General features: G+C 74.2%; 17 protein-coding genes. 5 read left to right on the top strand and 12 right to left on the bottom strand.

Translation table 11 applies throughout. The features are described from left to right. Positions 1-55 precede the first annotated feature (55 nt). A complete protein-coding gene (locus F1C76_15790; protein ID QNG37850.1) occupies positions 56-613 on the bottom strand; it encodes a YceI family protein in 558 nt (185 codons plus the stop codon). 87 nt (positions 614-700) lie between these two features. Here F1C76_15790 and F1C76_15785 point away from each other — a divergent pair, with 87 nt between their 5' ends. Continuing rightward, positions 701-1,198: a MarR family transcriptional regulator gene (locus F1C76_15785; protein ID QNG37849.1), complete on the top strand. Its 498-nt coding sequence runs from the start codon at positions 701-703 to the stop codon at positions 1,196-1,198. Positions 1,199-1,231: 33 nt separating this feature from the next. Here F1C76_15785 and F1C76_15780 read toward each other — a convergent pair whose 3' ends face one another. Genes F1C76_15780 through F1C76_15755 form a run of 6 tightly spaced genes read right to left on the bottom strand, consistent with a single transcriptional unit; the run spans position 1,232 to position 7,973 of the window. Further along, positions 1,232-3,301 carry a xanthine dehydrogenase family protein molybdopterin-binding subunit gene (locus tag F1C76_15780; protein QNG37848.1) on the bottom strand — a complete coding sequence of 690 codons (2,070 nt, stop codon included), beginning with the start codon at positions 3,299-3,301 and terminating at the stop codon, positions 1,232-1,234. Further along, the gene (locus F1C76_15775) at positions 3,298-4,323 is read right to left on the bottom strand and encodes a xanthine dehydrogenase family protein subunit M (GenBank protein QNG37847.1); all 1,026 of its coding nucleotides are present in this window, start codon (positions 4,321-4,323) and stop codon (positions 3,298-3,300) included. Before F1C76_15775 ends, F1C76_15780 begins: the two co-directional genes overlap by 4 nt. After that, positions 4,320-4,841 carry a 2Fe-2S iron-sulfur cluster binding domain-containing protein gene (locus F1C76_15770; protein ID QNG37846.1) on the bottom strand — a complete coding sequence of 174 codons (522 nt, stop codon included), beginning with the start codon at positions 4,839-4,841 and terminating at the stop codon, positions 4,320-4,322. The genes F1C76_15775 and F1C76_15770 overlap by 4 nt, the downstream gene beginning before the upstream one ends. A gap of 56 nt (positions 4,842-4,897) precedes the next feature. After that, positions 4,898-5,758 (bottom strand): enoyl-CoA hydratase, encoded by an 861-nt coding sequence (locus F1C76_15765; protein ID QNG37845.1) that lies wholly within the window; start codon positions 5,756-5,758, stop codon positions 4,898-4,900. Then, positions 5,755-6,732: an acyl-CoA dehydrogenase gene (locus F1C76_15760; GenBank protein ID QNG37844.1), complete on the bottom strand. Its 978-nt coding sequence runs from the start codon at positions 6,730-6,732 to the stop codon at positions 5,755-5,757. The genes F1C76_15765 and F1C76_15760 overlap by 4 nt, the downstream gene beginning before the upstream one ends. Then, a complete protein-coding gene (locus F1C76_15755) occupies positions 6,729-7,973 on the bottom strand; it encodes an acyl-CoA dehydrogenase (protein QNG37843.1) in 1,245 nt (414 codons plus the stop codon). Before F1C76_15755 ends, F1C76_15760 begins: the two co-directional genes overlap by 4 nt. A 66-nt stretch (positions 7,974-8,039) precedes the next feature. Here F1C76_15755 and F1C76_15750 point away from each other — a divergent pair, with 66 nt between their 5' ends. After that, positions 8,040-8,648, top strand: coding sequence for a TetR/AcrR family transcriptional regulator (locus tag F1C76_15750; protein QNG37842.1), 609 nt, complete (start codon positions 8,040-8,042; stop codon positions 8,646-8,648). Here F1C76_15750 and F1C76_15745 read toward each other — a convergent pair. Further along, complete coding sequence (locus tag F1C76_15745; protein QNG37841.1) at positions 8,645-9,400, bottom strand: 3-hydroxyacyl-CoA dehydrogenase; 756 nt, start codon at positions 9,398-9,400, stop codon at positions 8,645-8,647. The genes F1C76_15750 and F1C76_15745 overlap by 4 nt on opposite strands. A 104-nt stretch (positions 9,401-9,504) precedes the next feature. On the opposite strand from F1C76_15745, the gene F1C76_15740 reads away from it, so the two are divergent. Together F1C76_15740 and F1C76_15735 are read left to right on the top strand one after the other, a co-directional pair. Then, the gene (locus F1C76_15740) at positions 9,505-11,067 is read left to right on the top strand and encodes a long-chain-fatty-acid--CoA ligase (protein QNG37840.1); all 1,563 of its coding nucleotides are present in this window, start codon (positions 9,505-9,507) and stop codon (positions 11,065-11,067) included. A gap of 116 nt (positions 11,068-11,183) precedes the next feature. After that, positions 11,184-11,927: a DUF559 domain-containing protein gene (locus F1C76_15735; GenBank protein QNG37839.1), complete on the top strand. Its 744-nt coding sequence runs from the start codon at positions 11,184-11,186 to the stop codon at positions 11,925-11,927. Positions 11,928-11,977: 50 nt separating this feature from the next. On the opposite strand, the gene F1C76_15730 is transcribed toward F1C76_15735, so the two are convergent. The 4 genes from F1C76_15730 to F1C76_15715 form a co-directional block, all read right to left on the bottom strand. After that, positions 11,978-12,742 (bottom strand): crotonase/enoyl-CoA hydratase family protein, encoded by a 765-nt coding sequence (locus F1C76_15730; GenBank protein ID QNG37838.1) that lies wholly within the window; start codon positions 12,740-12,742, stop codon positions 11,978-11,980. Between the two features lie 45 nt (positions 12,743-12,787). Continuing rightward, complete coding sequence (locus tag F1C76_15725) at positions 12,788-14,161, bottom strand: sugar porter family MFS transporter (GenBank protein QNG37837.1); 1,374 nt, start codon at positions 14,159-14,161, stop codon at positions 12,788-12,790. Positions 14,162-14,299: 138 nt separating this feature from the next. Continuing rightward, complete coding sequence (locus F1C76_15720) at positions 14,300-15,037, bottom strand: hypothetical protein (protein ID QNG37836.1); 738 nt, start codon at positions 15,035-15,037, stop codon at positions 14,300-14,302. 725 nt (positions 15,038-15,762) lie between these two features. After that, complete coding sequence (locus F1C76_15715; GenBank protein QNG37835.1) at positions 15,763-16,617, bottom strand: patatin-like phospholipase family protein; 855 nt, start codon at positions 16,615-16,617, stop codon at positions 15,763-15,765. A gap of 64 nt (positions 16,618-16,681) precedes the next feature. On the opposite strand from F1C76_15715, the gene F1C76_15710 reads away from it, so the two are divergent. Further along, on the top strand, positions 16,682-18,415 hold the full coding sequence (locus F1C76_15710; GenBank protein QNG37834.1) for a long-chain fatty acid--CoA ligase: 1,734 nt from the start codon (positions 16,682-16,684) through the stop codon (positions 18,413-18,415). The last annotated feature ends 60 nt before the right edge of the window (positions 18,416-18,475 follow it).

Genomic DNA, 18,475 nt, shown 5'->3' with positions numbered 1-18,475 from the left:
TCCCAGGGGCCCGCGGCGCGCGGAGCGTGTCGTGGGGTGGGACGAGGTCCTTCAGTCAGGCGGCGCGGAGCACGGCCTCGATCTCGAGCTCGACGGAGATCTTGTCGCCGACGACGACGCCGCCACCGTCCATGGGCATGTCGATGTCCACGCCGAACTCCTTGCGGGAGATGTCGGTCTTGCCGGTGAAGCCGGCGCGCGTGCCGCCGTAGGCGTCCGGCCCGAAGCCGTTCAGCTCCAGCGACAGCGTGGTGGGCTTGGTGATGCCCTTGATGGTGAGCTCGCCCTCGACGGTCCAGTCGTCGCCCTTGGCCTTGATGCCGGTGGACCGGAAGGTCATCACGGTGTGGTTGCCGGTGTCGAAGAAGTCGGCGGACTTGATGTGGGCGTCGCGCTGCTCCTGGCGGGTGTCGATCGAGTCCATGTCGATCGAGGCCTCGACGGTGGAGGCGGCCGGGTCGGCGGCGGTGACGATGACGCCGTCGAACTTCGTGAAGTAGCCGCGGACCTTGCTGACCATCATGTGGCGGACGGAGAAGCCGACCGTGGAGTGGGTGGCGTCGATGTCCCAGGTGCCGGCCAGGTAGCCGGGGATCTGCGTGGTGCTGCTCATGCTTCCTCCAAGTGGTTGAGCGCTTGACTGCTTCGCTGGACCGTAGCGTAGTTGAACCCTTGAGCATTCCGCCAGTACCCTCGGGGCATGACCGCAGAGGTGTCGTCCCCGTCACCGGCCACCGCGCCCGCCCCCCGCTGGCTGGACGAGTCCGAGCAGCAGGCCTGGCGCGCCTGGTTGTACAGCACCCAGCTGCTCGCCGACCGCCTCGACCGGGAGCTGACCCGGGAGACGGGCATCTCGCACGCCTACTACGAGATCCTCGTCCAGCTGTCGGAGACCCCGGGCCGCTCGCTGCGGATGAGCGAGCTCGCCGAGCGCTGCCTGTCCTCCCGCAGCCGGCTCTCCCACGCGGTGTCCCGGCTCGAGGAGCGCGGTTGGGTGCGCCGGCAGGTGTGCCCGGACGACGGCCGGGGCCAGCTCGCCGTCCTCACCGAGGAGGGGTTCCGCGCCCTGGAGGCTGCTGCCCCGGTGCACGTGGAGAGCGTCCGCACCCACCTGTTCGACCAGCTCAGCCCGGCGCAGGTCGCGGCGATGACCGACATCGGCCAGACCCTGCTGGCCCACCTCGACCCGCCCCGCTGACCGGCTCCCCCGCGGGGGAGCCGGTCGGCAGGATCAGCGGAAGTACTTGTCCGGGGTGATGGGCAGGTCGCGGACCCGGCGTCCGGTGGCGTGCCAGTACGCGTTGCCGATCGCCGCCGCGGACCCGACGATGCCGATCTCGCCGATGCCCTTGGCGCCCAGCGGGTTGTGCAGGTCGTCGGACTCGTCGATCCAGCTGATGTCCATCTCGCCGACGTCGGCGTTGCTGGCGATGTGGTACTCGGCCAGGTCGTGGTTGGCGTAGTGCCCGCGGGTCTGGTCGAGCACCGACTCCTCGTGCAGCGCCATCGACAGGCCCATCGTCATGCCGCCCAGGAACTGTGAGCGGCCGGTCGTGGCGTTGATGATCCGCCCGGCCGCGAACACCCCGGTCATCCGCGGCACCCGCACCTCCCCGGAGTCCTGGTCGACCCGGACCTCGGCGAAGTGCGCCCCGAAGGCGTGGCTGGAGTACTGCTCGGCCTCGTCACCGGGGCCGGCCTCACCGGTGACGGTGAGCCCACCGGCCGGGACCTCCCGGTCGGCCAGCTGCTCGGCCGCGGCCATGATCGCGGGACCCCACGACGTGATCCCGGTGGAGCCGCCGGCCCCCGACGCCTTCGGCAGCCGGCTGTCGCCGATCCGCAGGTCGATCCGGTCCATCGGCACCCGGAGGGCGTCGGCGGCGATCTGGGTCAGCGCGGTCCACGCGCCGGTGCCGATGTCCGAGGCGTCGATGCTCACCACGTACGGCTTGCCCTCCACGGCCTCGATCCGGGCCGCAGACGGACGGCGACGGGTCGGGTAGGTCGCCGCGGCGGCGCCGGTGCCGACCAACCAGCGGCCGTCCTCCCGGACGCCCGGGCGCGGGTCGCGGTCGGCCCAGCCGAACCGCTGCGCCCCCTGGCGCAAACAGGCGACCAGATTGCGGGTGCTCCACGGCACGCCGCGCTCGGGGTCGCGGTCGGGCTCGTTGCGCAGCCGCAGCTCGATCGGGTCGATGCCCAGCTCGGCGGCCAGCTCGTCCATCGCCGACTCCAGGGCGTACATGCCCGGGGTCTCCCCCGGCGCCCGCATGATCGTCGGCGCCGGGACGTCGAGCTTGGCCAGCCGGTGCGTCGTCCGGCGGGCCGGCGCCGAGTACATCAACCGCGTCGCGGTGGCGGTCTGCTCGGCGAACTCGGCGTTCTGCGAGGTGTGCTCGACGACCTCGTGGCTGATCGCCGTCAGGGTGCCGTCGGGCTGCGCGCCCAGGCGCAACCGCTGGATGGTGGGCGTGCGGTGCCCGACCAGGGTGAACATCTGTGGCCGGGTCAGCTCCAGCTTGACCGTGCGCCCGGTGACCTTCGCGGCCATCCCCGCGATCAGCTGGTGCACGTGGGTGTAGGCCTTGGACCCGAACGCACCGCCCACGTAGGGCGAGGTGATGTGCAGCTGGTCCTCGGTGATCCCGAACGCCTCGGTGATCACCGGCACGAGGTTGTGCGGGCCCTGGTTGGCGTCCCACATGCGCAGCACGTCGCCGTCCCAGCGGGCGACGGTCGCGTGCATCTCGATGGGGTTGTTGTGCTGGTTCGGCGTCTCGTAGGTGACGTCGATGCTCACCGGTGCCGCGTCCAGCGCGGCGTCGACGTCCCCGATGACCGAGTCGGTCTCGAAGCCGGCCATCAGCTCCTCCGGCGGGTACAGGTCGTCTCGGTCGGTGGCCAGCCGGACGTCGGCGGGCTGCGCGTCGTAGGTGACGACGACCCGGCCGATGGCGTCCCGGGCGACCTCGGAGGACTCCGCGACCACGGCGGCCACCGGTTCGCCGACGTACTGCACCCGGTCGGACTGCAGCACGACGATCTCGTCGGCCACGTCACCCAGCCGCGGCGCGTTCTCGTGCGTCAGGACGGCGAGCACCCCCGGCAGCGCCTCGGCCGCGCTGACGTCGATCGAGGTGATCCGTCCCCTGGCCGCGGTCGACTGGACGAGGGCCACGAAGACCGCCTGCGCGCCCAGTTCGTGCTCGTAGGCGTAGGGCGCGCGGCCGCGGACCTTGTCCGGTCCGTCGATGCGGCGGACGTCGCTGCCGACGGCCCGTTCGGTGGTGGCGGTCATGCGCGGGCCTCCGCGGAGATCTGGAGCAGGGTGCGGGTGATCATGTTCGTGACCATCGGGATCTTGAACGCGTTGTCGCTGAGCGGGTCGGCGGCGGCCAGCTCGGCCTCGGCGGCCGCGGTGAAGGCGGCCTCGGTGGCCGGCCCGCCACGCAGGGCGTCCTCGGCCACGGTGGCCCGCCAGGGCTTGTGCGCGACCCCGCCCAGGGCGATCCGGACGTCACCGACGACGGCGTCCGGGCCGGTGCCCTGCAGGTCCATGGCCGCGGCCACGCTGACCAGGGCGAAGGCGTAGGAGGCCCGGTCCCGGACCTTGCGGTAGCGCGAGCGGGTCGCCCACGGCAGAGCCGGGACGTCGATCGCGGTGATCAGCTCCCCGTGCGCGAGCGTGGTGTCGCGGGTCGGGTCGTCCCCGGGCAGGCGGTGCAGCTCGGCGATCGGGATGCTCCGCTCGCCGTCCCGGCCCAGCACCTGCACGGTGGCGTCCAGGGCGCGCAGCGCGACGGCCATGTCGGAGGGGTGGGTGGCCACGCAGGTGTGCGGGGACTCCCCGCCCTCGTTCGTGGCGCCGAGCACGGCGAGGTTGCGGTGGTAGCCGCCGACGGCGGCGCAGCCGGAGCCCGCCTCCCGCTTGTTGCACGGCATCGTCACGTCGGTGAAGTAGGTGCACCGCGTGCGCTGGAGCAGGTTGCCGCCGGTGGTGGCCCGGTTGCGCAGCTGCCCGCTCGCCCCGGCCAGCAGCGCCTGGGCCAGCAGCGGGTAGCGCTCCCGGACCCGGCGCTCGCCGGTGAGGTCGGCGTTGGGCACCGCGGCACCGATGCGCAGCCCGCCGTCGGGCAGGTCGGTGACCTCGGTGGAGGTCAGCTGCCGGACGTCGACCAGCAGGTCCGGGGTGGCCACGCCCAGCCGCATGAGGTCGACCAGGTTGGTGCCCCCGCCCAGGTAGGCCCCGGTCGGTTCGTCGGCCAGCAGCGCGACCGCGCTGGCCGGGTCGGCGGCCTTCTCGTACCGGAACTCCCTCACGCGCGCACTCCCTGTTCCGTGGCGACCTCGGCGACCGCCGGGACGATGTTGGCGTACGCGGCGCAGCGGCAGAGGTTGCCCGACATGCGCTCGCGGATCTCGGCGTCGGTGAGGTCGGTCCGCTCGGCGACGAGGTCCTCGCTCACCGCGCTGGGCCAGCCCTGCGCGGCCTCGGCGAGCACGCCGGCCGCCGAGGTGATCTGGCCGGGGGTGCAGTAGCCGCACTGGTAGGCGTCGTGGTCGACGAACGTCTCGTGCAGCCGGTGCGGTCCGTCGCCGGCCAGCCCGTCCGAGGTGGTGACCTCCTGGCCCTCGGCGGTGACCGCCAGGACCAGGCAGCTGTTGACCCGGCGGCCGTCGAGCAGGACCGTGCAGGCCCCGCACTGGCCGTGGTCGCAGCCCTTCTTCGCACTCGTGTTGCCCAGGCGCTCGCGCAGGGCGTCCAGCAGGGAGGTGCGGGTGTCGACGGTCAGCGGGGTGACCGCGCCGTCCACCCGCAGGGTGATCTCGTTGTCCACGGCAACACAGGTGCCCCAGGCCCCCCAGGCTGAACCGGGGACCACCCGGTCTCTGGTCAGGCCAGGTCCGGCGGGGGTGCGGGCCAGCCCTCGCCGATGCCGTCCAGCGGGGCGGTGAACACCGCGGGCCGCTTCTCCAGGAAGGAGGCCACGCCCTCCGCGGCGTCGGCCCCGGCGCCGAGCTCGACCAGCGCCCGGGACTCGGCCCGGTGCGCGTCCCACGGGCTGGACGCCGACAACATCGACCACAGCAGCTGCCGGGACGCCGCCACGGAGACCCCGGAGGTGTTGTCGGCGATCTCGTGGGCCACCGCGTAGGCGGTGTCCAGCAGCTCGGCATCGGGGACGACGCGGGACACCAGGCGGCCGCGCAGCGCCTCGGCGGCGTCGAACACCCGCCCGGTCGCCACCCACTCCATGGCCTGGCTGATCCCCACCACCCGCGGCAGGAACCAGCTCGAGGCGGCCTCCGGGACGATCCCGCGGCGGGCGAAGACGTAGCCGAAGCGGGCCGACTCCCCGGCGATCCGGACGTCCATCGGCAGGATCATCGTGGCGCCGATGCCCACCGCGGCACCGTTGACCGCGGCGATCACCGGCTTGCGCAGCGCGGCGAACGGCAGTGCACCGATGCCACCCCAGTCGCGGGCGACCCCGTCGATGGTGCCGGCCTGCGCGGCCTGGGCGCTGCGGTCGAAGGTGCCCGCCCCCTGCAGGTCGGCCCCGACGCAGAAGTCCCGTCCGGTGCCGGTCACCACCACGACCCGGACCGCGTCGTCGGCATCGGCCACCGCGGCCACCTCGCCCAGCTCGCGGGCCATCACCGGGGTGTAGGCGTTGCGCCGGTCCGGCCGGTCCAGGGTCAACGTGCCGACCCCGCCGTCCACGGCCCAGGAGACCTGCTCCCACTGCCTCACGACAGCGCCCCGGCCAGGACGAGCCCGGCGACGACGTCGTGGTGCTCGGCAGCGTCGCCCAGCAGCAGCCGGTCGACCTTGGCCCGCCGCCAGTACAGGTGCGCGTCGTGCTCCCAGGTGAACCCGGTGCCGCCGTGCACCTGGATGCAGGTCTCCGCGGCGCGCTCCAGGGTCTCCGCGGCGAACGCCTTCGCGGCGGCTGCGGCCAACGGCAGCTCGTCGGGGGCGCGGTCGGCGGCCCAGGCCGACCACCAGACCAGCGAGCGCAGCTGCTCGACCCCGACCCAGGCGTCGACCAGGGAATGTTTGACCGCCTGGTAGCTGCCGATCGCCCGGCCGAAGGCGTGCCGCTCCTTCGCGTAGGCCACGCCCACCTCGACGGCCCTCCCGGCCGTGCCCAGGTCCTCGGCGGCCAGTACGACCAGGGCGACGTCCCGGGCCCGGGCCCACAGCGCCGCGGCGTCGGGCACGAGCACCCGGGGGTCGGTGAGCGTGACGACGCCGAGGCCCCGGGTGGCGTCCATCGGCTGCCCGGTGACCACGGTGCCGCCCCCCACCACGAGGTCGCCGTCGACGAGCGCCAGGAACGTGTCGGCCCCGACCGCGTCCAGCGCCGGGGACGAGCCGTCCACCACGCAGAAGGCCCGTGACCCGTCGGCCAGCGCGGCGGCCAGCTCGGGCTCCTCCGCCAGCAGCACCGCGGCACGGGCCGCGGTGACCAGCGAGGGACCGGCCAGCACCGCACCGGCCTGCTCGGCGACGACGGCGAGGTCCAGCAGCGCACCGCCGCCCCCACCGGTGGACTCCGCCACGGTGATCCCGAGGAACCCGATGTCGGCCAGCGCCTGCCGGCCCGGCTGCACCGGTCCCTCCTCCAGCGCCGCGCGGGCGGCGGCCGGGGAGGCCTGGTCGGTGAAGAACCGGCGCGCCCCAGCGGCGGCGTCGAGCTGGTCCTGGTCGAGGTCGAAGTTCACGCCCGGCTCCCGGCGTCGAAGGGACGGTGCTTGTCCTCGCGCGGCTCCGGCGGGAGCCCCAGCACCCGCTCGCCGATGATGTTGCGGAGCACCTCGTCGGTGCCCCCGGCGATCGCGATGCCGGGCAGCCAGGCCTGGTTGCGCTGCCAGCGGCCGGCTCCGTCCTCCCCAGTGCCGTCGTCCCCCGTGCCGACGGCGAAGACGGCGTCGTCGCCCAGCAACCGGACCCCGGCGTCGGAGACCAGCCGGGAGGCCGCGGTGCCGGCGAGCTTGCCGGCGCTGGCCTCGGGCCCGGGCAGCCCGCCCTGGCTGATCGCGGTGAGCCGGCGGTAGCCGGTGTACCGGTTGCCGAGCGCGGCGACGGCGGCCCGACCGACCGCCTGCCGGGCCAGCACCCGGCGCTCGGGGGTGAGCCCGGGCAGCTTCGCGGCAGCCAGCCGGGCCAGCGACTCCACCGACAGCCCCAGGTCGTTGCCGCCGCCGCCGACCGCCACCCGCTCGTTGAGCAGCGTGGTCAGCGCGACCCGCCAGCCCTCCCCGGGCTCGCCGAGCCGCTCGCTGTCGAGGATCCGGACGTCGTCGAAGAACACCTCGTTGAAGTCCGACTGCCCGCCCATCTGGCGCAGCGGCCGGACCGTCACCCCGGGGGCGTGCATGTCGACCACGAACATGGTCAGCCCGGCGTGCTTGGGCTTCCCGGGGTCGGTGCGGGTCAGCAGGATGCCGAAGTCGGCGACGTGCGCGAGCGTCGTCCAGACCTTCTGGCCGTTGACCACCCAGTCCTCGCCGTCGCGGACGGCGGTGGTGCGCAGTGCGGCGAGGTCCGAGCCGCTGGCCGGCTCGCTGAACAGCTGGCACCAGACGTCGTCGGCCCGCAGCAGCCGGGCCAGGTACCGCTCGTGCTGCGCGGGGGTGCCGTGCGCGACCACGGTCGGCCCGCACATGCCCAGCCCGATGTGGTTGATCAGCGCGGGCACCCGGGCGCGGGCAAGCTCCTGGCCCACGATCGCCTGCTGGGCCAGGCTGCCGGCCTGTCCCCCGTGCTCGGCGGCCCAGGCCACCCCGACCAGCCCGGCGTCGGCGAGCACCCGCTGCGTGCGGCGCAGCGCCTGCTCCTGCTCGGCGGCGTCCCCGGCCTCCTCGCCGGCATCGAGGTGCACCAGGTCGGCGGCGTGCTCGGCCAGCAGGTCCCGCACGCGCGCCCGGTAGGCGGCCTCGTCGGGTGTGTCGTCGAAGTCCACGTCGGGCATCCTCCGGCCGGGTCACGGAACGGTCAACCCTGACTGTCACCTGCGTAGGCTGGCGAGGTGCAGACCCGCAGCCGCAGCGAACGCAGCGCCGACAGCCGCGCGCTGATCCTCGACGCCGCCGTCGCCTGCCTGGTCTCCGACGGCTACGCCGGGGCCTCGACGCTGGCCGTGCAGGCCCGGGCCGGGGTGTCCCGCGGCCGACTGCTGCACCACTTCCCGTCCCGGGAGGAGCTGCTGGTCGCGGCCACCTCGCACCTGGCCGAGACGATGCTGACCGAGGCCGCCGACCACGCCGTCGAGGTGGGTGCGGCCATCACCGACCCGGCCGAGCGGGTCGACCGGTGCGTGGAGCTGATCTGGGCGACGTTCTTCGAGCCGCCGTTCTGGGCGGCCATGGAGCTGTGGAACGCCGCCCGCACCGACGCGACCCTGCGGGCGGCACTGCGCCCGCAGGAGCGCCGGTTGCGGGCGGCGATCCGCGGGGTCGGGGACCGCATCTGGGGCCCGACCGTGACGTCGTCGCCCCGCTACGCGGTGGTCTCCGAGCTGCTCTTCACCTCGATGCGCGGGGTGGCCATCGCCTACGCCTTCGAGGACCGCCCCCCGGCCACCGACCCCCACGTGGCGATGTGGCAGTCGCTGGCCAGGGAGCTGCTGGAGTCCTAGCGGGGGGCCATCCGGATCGCGCCGTCGAGCCGGATCGTCTCGCCGTTGAGCATCGGGTTGGCCACGATGTGCGCGGCCAGCGCGCCGAACTCGTCGGGCTCACCGAGCCGGGCCGGGTGCGGCACCTGGGCACCCAGGGACGCCTTGGCCTCCTCGGGCAGCCCGGCCAGCAGCGGGGTGTTGAACAGCCCGGGCGCGATGGTGACCACCCGGATCGCGTACTGCGCCAGGTCGCGGGCGATCGGCAGCGTCATGCCGACGATGCCGCCCTTGGACGCGGAGTAGGCCGCCTGCCCGATCTGGCCGTCGAACGCGGCCACCGAGGCGGTGTTGACGATGACGCCGCGCTCCTCGCCGAGCAGGTCCACGTCGAGCATCCGCTGGGCGCCCAGCCGGATGACGTTGAACGTGCCGAACAGGTTGACCGCGACGACCTTCTGGAAGGCCTCCAGCGGGAACGGGCCCTTCTTCCCCGCGGTCTTCACCGCGTTGCCGATCCCGGCGCAGTTGACCACCACGCGCAGCGGACCGAGCTCGACGGCCTGGTCCAGCGCCGCCTCGACCTGGGCGGTGTCGGTGACGTCGGTGGCGGCGAAGTGCGCGCCGAGCTCGCCGGCGACCTGCTCCCCGGCCGAGCCGGGCAGGTCCAGCAGCACGACCTGCGCGCCGGCGGCGCGCAGCCGCTTCGCGGTGGCCAGGCCGAGACCCGAGGCCCCTCCGGTGACGACGGCGACGGCATCGGTGACGTCCACGAGCTCTCCTCCTCGATCGGCGACAGTCAGGGTTGACCGTCTACAACGCTGCCGACAGCATGGCCCACGTCACCCGCCCGCCGTGCAGCAGGGAGCCCACCGCGATGACCACCACCCAGAGCTGGCGCGGGATGACGATCTCCGACCAGGTCGCCCGGCACGCCCGGTCCACCCCGGACGCCGTCGCCCTCCGCTTCGCCGGCACCGGTCGCACCTACGCCGAGCTGGACGAGCGGGTCACCCGGCTGGCCGCCGTGCTCACCGCCGCCGGCGTCGGGCACGGCGACCGGGTCGCGGTGCTCGCGCTCAACGGGCTCGAGGTGGTGGAGACGTACCTCGCGACCGTGCGGCTGGGGGCGATCGCCGTCCCGGTGAACTTCCGGCTGGTCGCCGACGAGGTGGCCTACGTGCTCGCCGACTCCGGTGCCGTCGCGCTCGTGGTGGACGCGGCGACCGCCGAGACCGCTGCGAAGGCCCGGGACCGGGCACCCGCGGTCACCTCGGTGCTCACCGTCGGTCCGGAGTACGAGGCGGCGCTGGCCGCGGCCGACCCGACCCCGGTGGACCCCGTCGTGGAGGAGGCCGACCCCGCGTTCCTGATGTACACCTCGGGCACCACCGGCAAGCCCAAGGGCGCCGTCCTCACCCACCGCAACCTGCTGATGCACGCCGTCAGCCACATGACCCACCTGGGCTGGTCCCCCGACGACCGGACGACCCTCTACGGGGCCCCGCTCTTCCACATCGCCGCGGTGGCCGGGATGCTGCCGAACCTGCTCATCGGCGGCACGTTCGTGATCACCCGGTCCGGCGCCTTCGACCCGGCGGCGACGCTGGACGAGATGGTGGCCGAGCAGGTCACCTCCTGCTTCTTCGTCCCGGCGGCCTGGCAGGCGGTCGTCGCCGTCCCGGACCTCGCCGGGCGCGACCTCTCCCGGCTGCGGCGGATCTCGTGGGGTGCGGCCCCGGCGTCGACGACGCTGCTGCGCGCGATGCTGGCGGCCTTCCCCCAGGCCGAGATGGTCACCGCGTTCGGCCAGACCGAGTGCTCCCCGGTGACCTGCCTGCTCCGCGGGGAGGACGCGCTGCGCAAGATCGGCTCCGTCGGCACCCCGATCCTCAACGTGGAGGTGCGGGTCGTGGACGAGGCGATGGTCGACGTCCCGCGCGGGGAGGTCGGCGAGATCGTCTACCGCTCGCCGATGGTCATGCGCGAGTACTGGGGCAAGCCCGCAGAGACCGCGGAGGCCTTCGCCGGCGGCTGGTTCCACTCGGGCGACCTGGTGCGGCAGGACGAGGACGGCTACTTCTTCGTCGTCGACCGGGTGAAGGACATGATCATCTCCGGCGGGGAGAACGTCTACTGCGCCGAGGTCGAGGACGTGCTCGCCGCACACCCCGGCGTCGCCGAGGTCGCGCTCATCGGGGTGCCCGACACCCGCTGGGGCGAGGCGCCGCTGGCCGTCGTCGCCCCGCGCGACCCCTCCGCTCCCCCCACCCCGGCCGAGCTGACCGCCTGGTGCCGCGAGCGGCTGGCCGGCTACAAGTGCCCCCGCGAGTTCTCCGTCGTCGGCGCCCTCCCCCGCAACCCCAGCGGCAAGGTGCTCAAGACCCAGCTCCGCCAGGAGCACTCCGCCGGCTCCCTGGTCGCCCACCCGGCGGTCTGAGCACCGAGTGACAGCTGAGCGGGCGCAGGCGCTCGTCGCGCACCCCCTCAGCAGTCACTCGGCGGCCTGTCCACAGGCGGTCTCCCGGGCGGGCCCGCTTCGGGGACGCTGCCCCGGTGACCCCGGCCCGTCGAGCGCACCCGTTCGGCGACCAGCCGTTCCGGGGTCGGACGGCGGTCGACGGTGGACTCCTGACCGTCGACGACCTGCGCGGGCCCCGATGGCGGCGGATCCTCCCCGGGATCCACGTTGCGGCCGGTGCGGTGGTCGACCACGAGCTCCTCGTCCGTGCTGCGGCCGGGCTGCTCCTCCCGCACGCCGTGGTGTCCGGTGCCAGCGCCGGGGTCCTCTGGGGGCTGCACGACCTCGCCGGGCCCACCGACCCAGTCGAGCTCACCGTCCGCCCCGGTGCCCCCCGGGCGGACTGCCCGGCCGTCCGGGTCCGCCGCCGCACCCTGCCGCGCGCATCGGTGACCCAGCGGTCCGGGGTGGCGGTGACGACCGGCCGCGGGTGCCGAGGGGCTCGGGCGGCCCTGGACCTCGCTGACGGACTGGCCGGATCACCTCAGGAGACCAGGCTGCGGCTCGTCATCCGGTTCTCCGGGCTCCCTTGGCCCGTCGCGCAGCACGAGGTACGGATCGGCGGCTGCTTCGTGGCCCGGACGGACTTCGCGTGGCCGGGACGTCGGCTCGCTCTGGAGTACGAGGGCGCGTGGCACACCCGTCAGGTGGCCGCGGACCGTCGGCGCATCGAGGCGTTGCAGGCAGCAGGCTGGCGGGTGCTCTTCGTGACCGCCGCCGACCTGCTCCGTCCGGCCGAGCTCATCGCTCGCATCGCTGCCGCACTGAGTGACAGCTGAAGGGGCACCGGAGCGGGTGGTGCGCCCCCTCAGCTGTCACTCGACGACGTTCAGACGCCGCGCCAGACCGGGGGGCGCTTCTCGGCGAAGGCGACGGCACCCTCGCGGGCGTCGGCGGAGGAGAACACCGACTCGGTCACGGTGGCCTGGTGGTCCAGGAGCTCCCGGTCGGTCCAGCGGACGGCCCCGGCGACCAGGCTCTTGGTGGCCTTGATCGCCAGCGGCCCGTTGACGGCGATGCGGGCGGCGAGCTCGCGGGCGCCGGCGAGCGCGCCGCCGGGCTCGGTGAGGGCGTTGACCAGGCCGAACCGGTGCGCCTCCTCGGCGCCCATCGGGTCACCCGTCAGCGCCAGCTCCATCGCCCGCTGGTAGGGCAAAGTCTTGGGCAGCCGGAGCACCCCGCCGCCGGCCGCGACCAGGGAGCGCTTCACCTCGGGGATGCCGAAGCGCGCCTCGCGGGAGGCCACCACCAGGTCGCAGGCCAGCACGAGCTCGAACCCGCCGGCCAGCGCCCAGCCCTCGACGGCGGCGATCAACGGCTTGGCCGGCGGGGCCTCGGTGAGCCCGGCGAACCCGCGCCCGGGCAGCGAGGGCCGCTCGCCGCGGGCGAAGGCCTTGAGGTCCATCCCGGCGCAGAACACCCCGCCGGCGCCGGTGAGCACCATGACCGTGACGTCGTCCCGCGCGTCGAAGTCGTCCACCGCCGCGGCGAGCGCCTCCGTGGTCGCGAGGTCGACCGCGTTCTTCGCCTCGGGGCGGTTGAGGGTGAGGACCCCGACGCCGTCGGACACCTCGGTGAGCACCGTGTCAGCCATGGCGACATGTGTGCCAGGTCGCGGGCTGACGGTCAACCCTGACCGCTAGGACGACGGCGACAGCTCGCGCTCGATGTCGGACAGGCTCCGGTTCTTGGTCTCCGGCACCGCCTTCACCACGTAGACCAGCGAGAGCACCGTGACGACGGCGTAGGCGCCGAACGTCGCGGTCTCCCCGATCGCGGAGATGATCGACAGGTAGCTGACCGCGACCACGAAGTTGGCGATCCAGTTGGCCATCGTGGCCACCGAGGACGCCCGCCCCCGCACCGCCAGCGGGAAGATCTCGCTGATCAGCAACCAGACCACCGGGCCCAGGCTGACCGCGAACGAGCCGACGTAGAACGCCAGCACCAGCGTGGTGGCGATGGCCCCGGCGCCGTTGATATCGAAGAGGAACGCGACGGCGAGCCCGATCAGGCCCAGGGTCATGCCGCTCATGCCCCAGATCAGCAACGCCCGGCGGCCGACCCGGTCGATGACCTTGATCGCCACGATCGTCATGACCACGTTGGTGAGCCCGACGACGAGCAGCGCGAGCAGCGCGGCCTGCGCGCCCAGGCCGGCGTTCTCCAGCACGGTGGGGGCGAAGTAGATGACGGTGTTCACGCCGGTGATCTGCTGGACGACGGCCAGCGTGATCCCCAGGATCATCGCCGGGCGGAGCTTGGGGGCCAGCAAGGAGCGCTTGGCGCCCTTCTCCTCCTCGGTGGCGGTGCCGCGGATCTCGTCGATCTCGGCCTCGATGGCCTCCTCGGAGTCGCGCAGCGTGCGCAGCACCGTCCGGGCCTCGTCGTCCCGGCCCTGGCGGACCAGCCAGGCGGGGCTCTCCGGCTCGCGGATCATGCCCAGGCCCAGGACGACGGCCGGGGCCAGCGCCAGGCCCACGCTGATCCGCCAGTCGCCGCTGCCGGCCAGGAAGTAGGCGACCAGCTGGCTGACCAGGATGCCCATGGTCACCGACAGCTGGTTGAGGCTGACCAGGGCGCCCCGGCGCTCGGGCGGGGCGATCTCCCCGATGTAGACCGGGACGACGAAGGACGCCGACCCCACGCCCACACCGATCAGGAACCGGGAGAGCAGGAGCACCCAGAACGAGGGCGCGACGATCGACAGCAGGAGCGCGACCACGAAGACGACCGACGTCACGATGATCGCCCGGCGCCGGCCGAGGGTGTCGGCCACCCGTCCGGCGATCAGCGCTCCGACCGCGGCACCGACGAGCAGGATCGACACGACCGTCCCCTGCAGGAACGGGGTGTCGAGGGTGAAGTCGTCGCTGATGTTCGGCAGGACGCCGCCGATGACGCCGGTGTCGTAGCCGAACAGGATGCCGCCGACCGCGGTCAGCGCCGCGGCCTTGGTCACCGCCCGCCGGTGGGTGGCCGATGCGGCCGCCGAGGACTGGGTCTCGCTCATGGTGCTTTCTCCCCCGGGTGGTTCGTTGCAACTCTCAACCACGTGATCATCCGCCCGGGGTGCCAGGAGTGCTACCGGAGGGCGGGGCCGCTCCGCTCCGGGCCGGGCCGCGGGCCGTGGGGCCCGCGACCCGACCGGTCAGCGAGCCGCCGGACGGCGGGCGGCGACGGTCGCGCCGACACCCAGGGCGAGCACCAGGCCACCCAGGAGAGCGAGGCTGCCGACCTCGTCGCCGGTGGTCGCCAGCGTCGTCGGGCGGGCCGTCACGGTCGTCGACGCCGGAGCGGTGCCGGTCGCCGCCGGGCGGGTGACGGGGTGCGGGGCGGGCGTCGAGCCACCGGTCGTCGGCACGACCGGGGCCGGTGCGGCCGGGACCGGGGCGACGGGGAGCGGCGTCACCGGGACACAGCTGCCCAGCTCGACGAGGTCTCCGGCGACCGACGCGTAGGTCACCCCGTCGACGACGAGGGAGAGCCCGGAGACGGCCTCCAGCGGGACCGTGCCGGTGGCGCTGACCAGCGGGAGCGTGCCGGTCAGGCGGCCGGCGACGGGACGCACGTCGGCGCTGGCGAGGAGCACGTCCTGCCCGGAGGCCGAGGACCCGATCACGGCGACCCCGTACACGCGGTCCTGCAGTCCGGTGACGTCGACGGTCGCGGTCACGAGGTCGGGCGTCAGGCAGTCCCGGGAGACGGTGATCGTGCCGGTGGCCGTGCACACGTCGGCGACCGTCGCGGAGGTCGTGAACACGAGGTCCTCCACCCGGACGGTGATCGCGACGCTCGTCGCGTCGTCGAGCAGCCCCACGGTCTGCACCACGATCCGGCCGTCGGGCAGGACCTCGGCGGCCACGGGCTCGAGGCCCTCGACGAGCACGGTGACCGGGGTGCCGACCTCCAGGCCGGGGACCGTGACGACGACGGCCGTCTCACCGAGGCACCCTCGGGACGCGGTGGCCGTGGTCCCGCCCGTCGACGGGAGACCGGTCGAGGGCTCGGCCCCGTCCGTGGGCCCCGGGGTCCCCGACGGCGGCGCAGGGGGCGTGGTCCCGGTCGGTGCGGTGGTCTCCGGAGCAGAGGTCTCGGGAGCAGAGGTCCCGGGAGCAGAGGTCTCGGGAGCAGAGGTCTCGGGAGCGGAGGTCGTCGGAGCCTCGGACGTCGGGGCCTCGGTCGTCGGGGCGGCCGACGTCGACGGCGCAGAGGACTCGCTGGAGGACGCGGGCGCCGAGGTGCCCGGCAGCTCGTCCGGTGCACCGCCGGTCGCCGGTCCCGGGTCAGCCGTCGTCACCTCCGCCGCCGGAGAGGCCTCGACACCGGTCGCCCAGGCCGCTCCTGCACCCCCGACCAGCACTCCCGCTGTCAGCACCACTGCCGTCACTGCACGCACCACGTCGACCCGCACGAACCCCGTCCCGTCCTCAGCCCCTCGCGGGGGCACAGCGGGGACATGGCGTCCCCGCGGACACGGAACGTGACACCACATGTGCCGCTCGGCCAACCCCAGTCCCACCACCGGTGGACACCGACAGCGAGTCGCCACACCCGTGTCCGCGAGTGGTCACGCTCGGTGCACGTGACCTCACCCGATCGGGGGGTGGGTCCTCAGCCCGTCCAGGCCTCGCGGACCCGGTCGACCTCGGCTGCGGCCTGGGCCCGGCCGGCCCGCGCCGAGGCCGCGCGGGCGGCCGGGTCCAGCACGTTCTTGCCGATCGCGGCCCTCGACCCGGCGTCCGGGCTGACCACCGCGACCCGGGAGACCAGCCCGGTGACCTGGGCGTCCACGCTGGTCATCGGGCCGATGCCCCGGGTGATCGGGGCGAGCACGACGATCCGGTCGTAGCCGGTGGCCAGGTCGACGTTGGCCACCGAGCGCATCCCGCCGTCGACGAAGCGCCGCACGCCGATGGTCACCGGCGGGTAGACGCCCGGGACGGCGCAGCTGGCCGCGACCGCGGACACCAGGTCGACCCCGGAGTCGCGGGTGAAGGTCTCGAAGGCGCCGGTCTCGGCATCCACGGCGGTGAGGGTGAGCGGGCGGTCCGGCCAGGACACCGACGGCAGCCGGGCGGTGATCACGTCGCGGCGCTGCTGCTCGGTGGGGGTCTTCCCGGCGGCCTCGGCCTGCAGCGCCAGCCGGCCCACCTGGGCACGGAAGGCCTGCTCGTGCTTGCGGTGGCGCAGCACGGCCAGGCCGAAGCGCAGCACCAGCCCACGGCCCATCGCCGCCGGCGGCCCGGTCTCCACGGGGGGTGCCAGCTGCTGGTCGAACAGCTCGTGCACGTCGAGGGCGCTGCGCAGCTGGGTGCCCACCACCGACCCCGCCGAGGTGCCGACGACGAGGTCGGCGGTCCGCAGGTCGACCCCGGCGTCGGCCAACCCGGTGACCACGCCGATCTCCCACGCGATCCCGGTGATGCCGCCGCCGCCGAGGACCAGTGCCGTGCGCCCGTTGCTCATCGGCCCATCCTCACCCGCCGTCCACCGCTCGACAGCTGGTGTGACGCGGGCCACGCTGGGGTCCATGACCGCGGCACCGGAGAGCACCACCGACCACTGGCCCGCAGGACTGCCGCGCAGCCTGGACTACCCGCTGGCCCCGGTGGGGTCGGTGCTGCGCGCCGCCGTGCGCCGCTGGGGCGACCGGACGGCGTTCACCCAGCACGGCGTGGCGCTGAGCTACGCCGAGCTGGGTCGCCGGGCGCACGCGGTCGCGGCCGGGCTGGCCGAGCGGGGCGTGGGCCGCGGCGACGTCGTCGCGGTGCACCTGCCCAACTGCCTGCAGTACCCGGCGGTCTACTACGGGGTGCTGCTGGCCGGCGCGACGTTCTCCCCCACCAACCCGCTGCTGCCCCCGGCCGAGCTCGCCCACCAGCTGGCCGACGCCCGGGCGCGGGTGCTGGTCACCTGGGAGCCGTGCCTGCCCGCGGTGCGCGCCGCGCTGCCCGACACCGCCGTGGCCACCGTGGTGGTCACCGGCCCGCAGCAGGTCGCCGACCCCGACGCGGCGGTCGAGCTCCCCGACCTCGGCCGCACCGACCGGCCAGTCAGCCTGGCCGAGCTGCTGCGCGCCGACCCCACCGACGCCCACCGCGACGCCGGCGTCGACCCGGTCGCCGACCTCGCGCACCTGGCCTACACCGGCGGCACCACCGGGGTCAGCAAGGGCGTGGAGCTGCCGCACGCCCAGGTGGTCACCAACGTGCTGCAGTCGGCGTGCTGGTCCTCCGGCTCGGTCCCCGCCCGGGACGACGAGGGCGACGTGACCCTCGAGCAGGTCGTCGGCGCCGAGGAGTTCCCCACCCGGCTGGGCACCGCGTGCTCGATCAACCTGACGCCGTGGTTCCACGCGATGGGGGTGATCGGCTACCTCAACGGCCAGGTGCTCACCGGGGCCAGCGTCGTCATCCACGAGCGCTTCGACCCGGTCGCCTACGTCGCCGACGCCGTCGCCCACCGGGTCACCTCGATCGGCGGCGCACCGCCGGTCTTCGCCGCACTGCTGCAGGTGCCGGGCATCGGCGAGGCCGACCTGTCGTCGGTGCGGGGGCTGTCCAGCGGGGCCGCCCCGTTGCCGGTGCCGCTGATCGAGCGGCTGCAGGCACTGCTGCCCGACGTCGTCATCGGCGAGGGGTACGGGCTGACCGAGGTCACCATGCAGGCCACCGGCAACCCGGTGAGCCGGTCCGGGGTGCGCAAGCCGGGCACCGTGGGGCTGCCGGTCTTCGACACCGAGGTGCAGATCCGCTCGCTGGAGGACGGCGCCCCGGTCCCGACCGGGGAGCGCGGGGAGATCCACCTGCGCGGGCCGCAGGTGATGCGCGGCTACGCCGGCAGGCCCGACGGGGCGATCGACGCCGAGGGCTGGTTCCGCACCGGGGACGTCGGGGTGCTCGACGCCGACGGCTACCTGGCGGTGGTCGACCGGACGAAGGACATGCTGATCCACAAGGGCTACAACGTCTTCCCCCGCGAGCTCGAGGAGCTGCTGCACGCCGTCCCCGGGGTCGCCGGTGCCGCCGTCGTCGGCCGTCCGGACGACGCTGCCGGGGAGCTGCCGGTCGCCTACGTCGTCCGCCGGGCCGACGACGCCGGGGCAGGACTGACCGCGGCGTCGGTGATGGCCGCGGTCAACGACCGGGTGACGCCGTACAAGCGGCTGCGCGACGTCGTGTTCACCGACGCGATCCCGGTCTCGGCCGCGGGCAAGGTGCTCAAGCGCCAGCTCAGCGACCTGGAGAGGTCCCGGGTCGGGTGACCCGGAGGGGTGTGCCCCGCGCACCGACGGGCCCGGGGCCCACTACCGTCCTCGCCGTGG

This window comes from Geodermatophilaceae bacterium NBWT11, assembly GCA_014218215.1.
GTDB lineage: Bacteria > Actinomycetota > Actinomycetes > Mycobacteriales > Geodermatophilaceae > Klenkia.
Note: the sequence above shows the minus strand (reverse complement) of the source record. Positions and strands in the feature narration are given on the sequence as shown.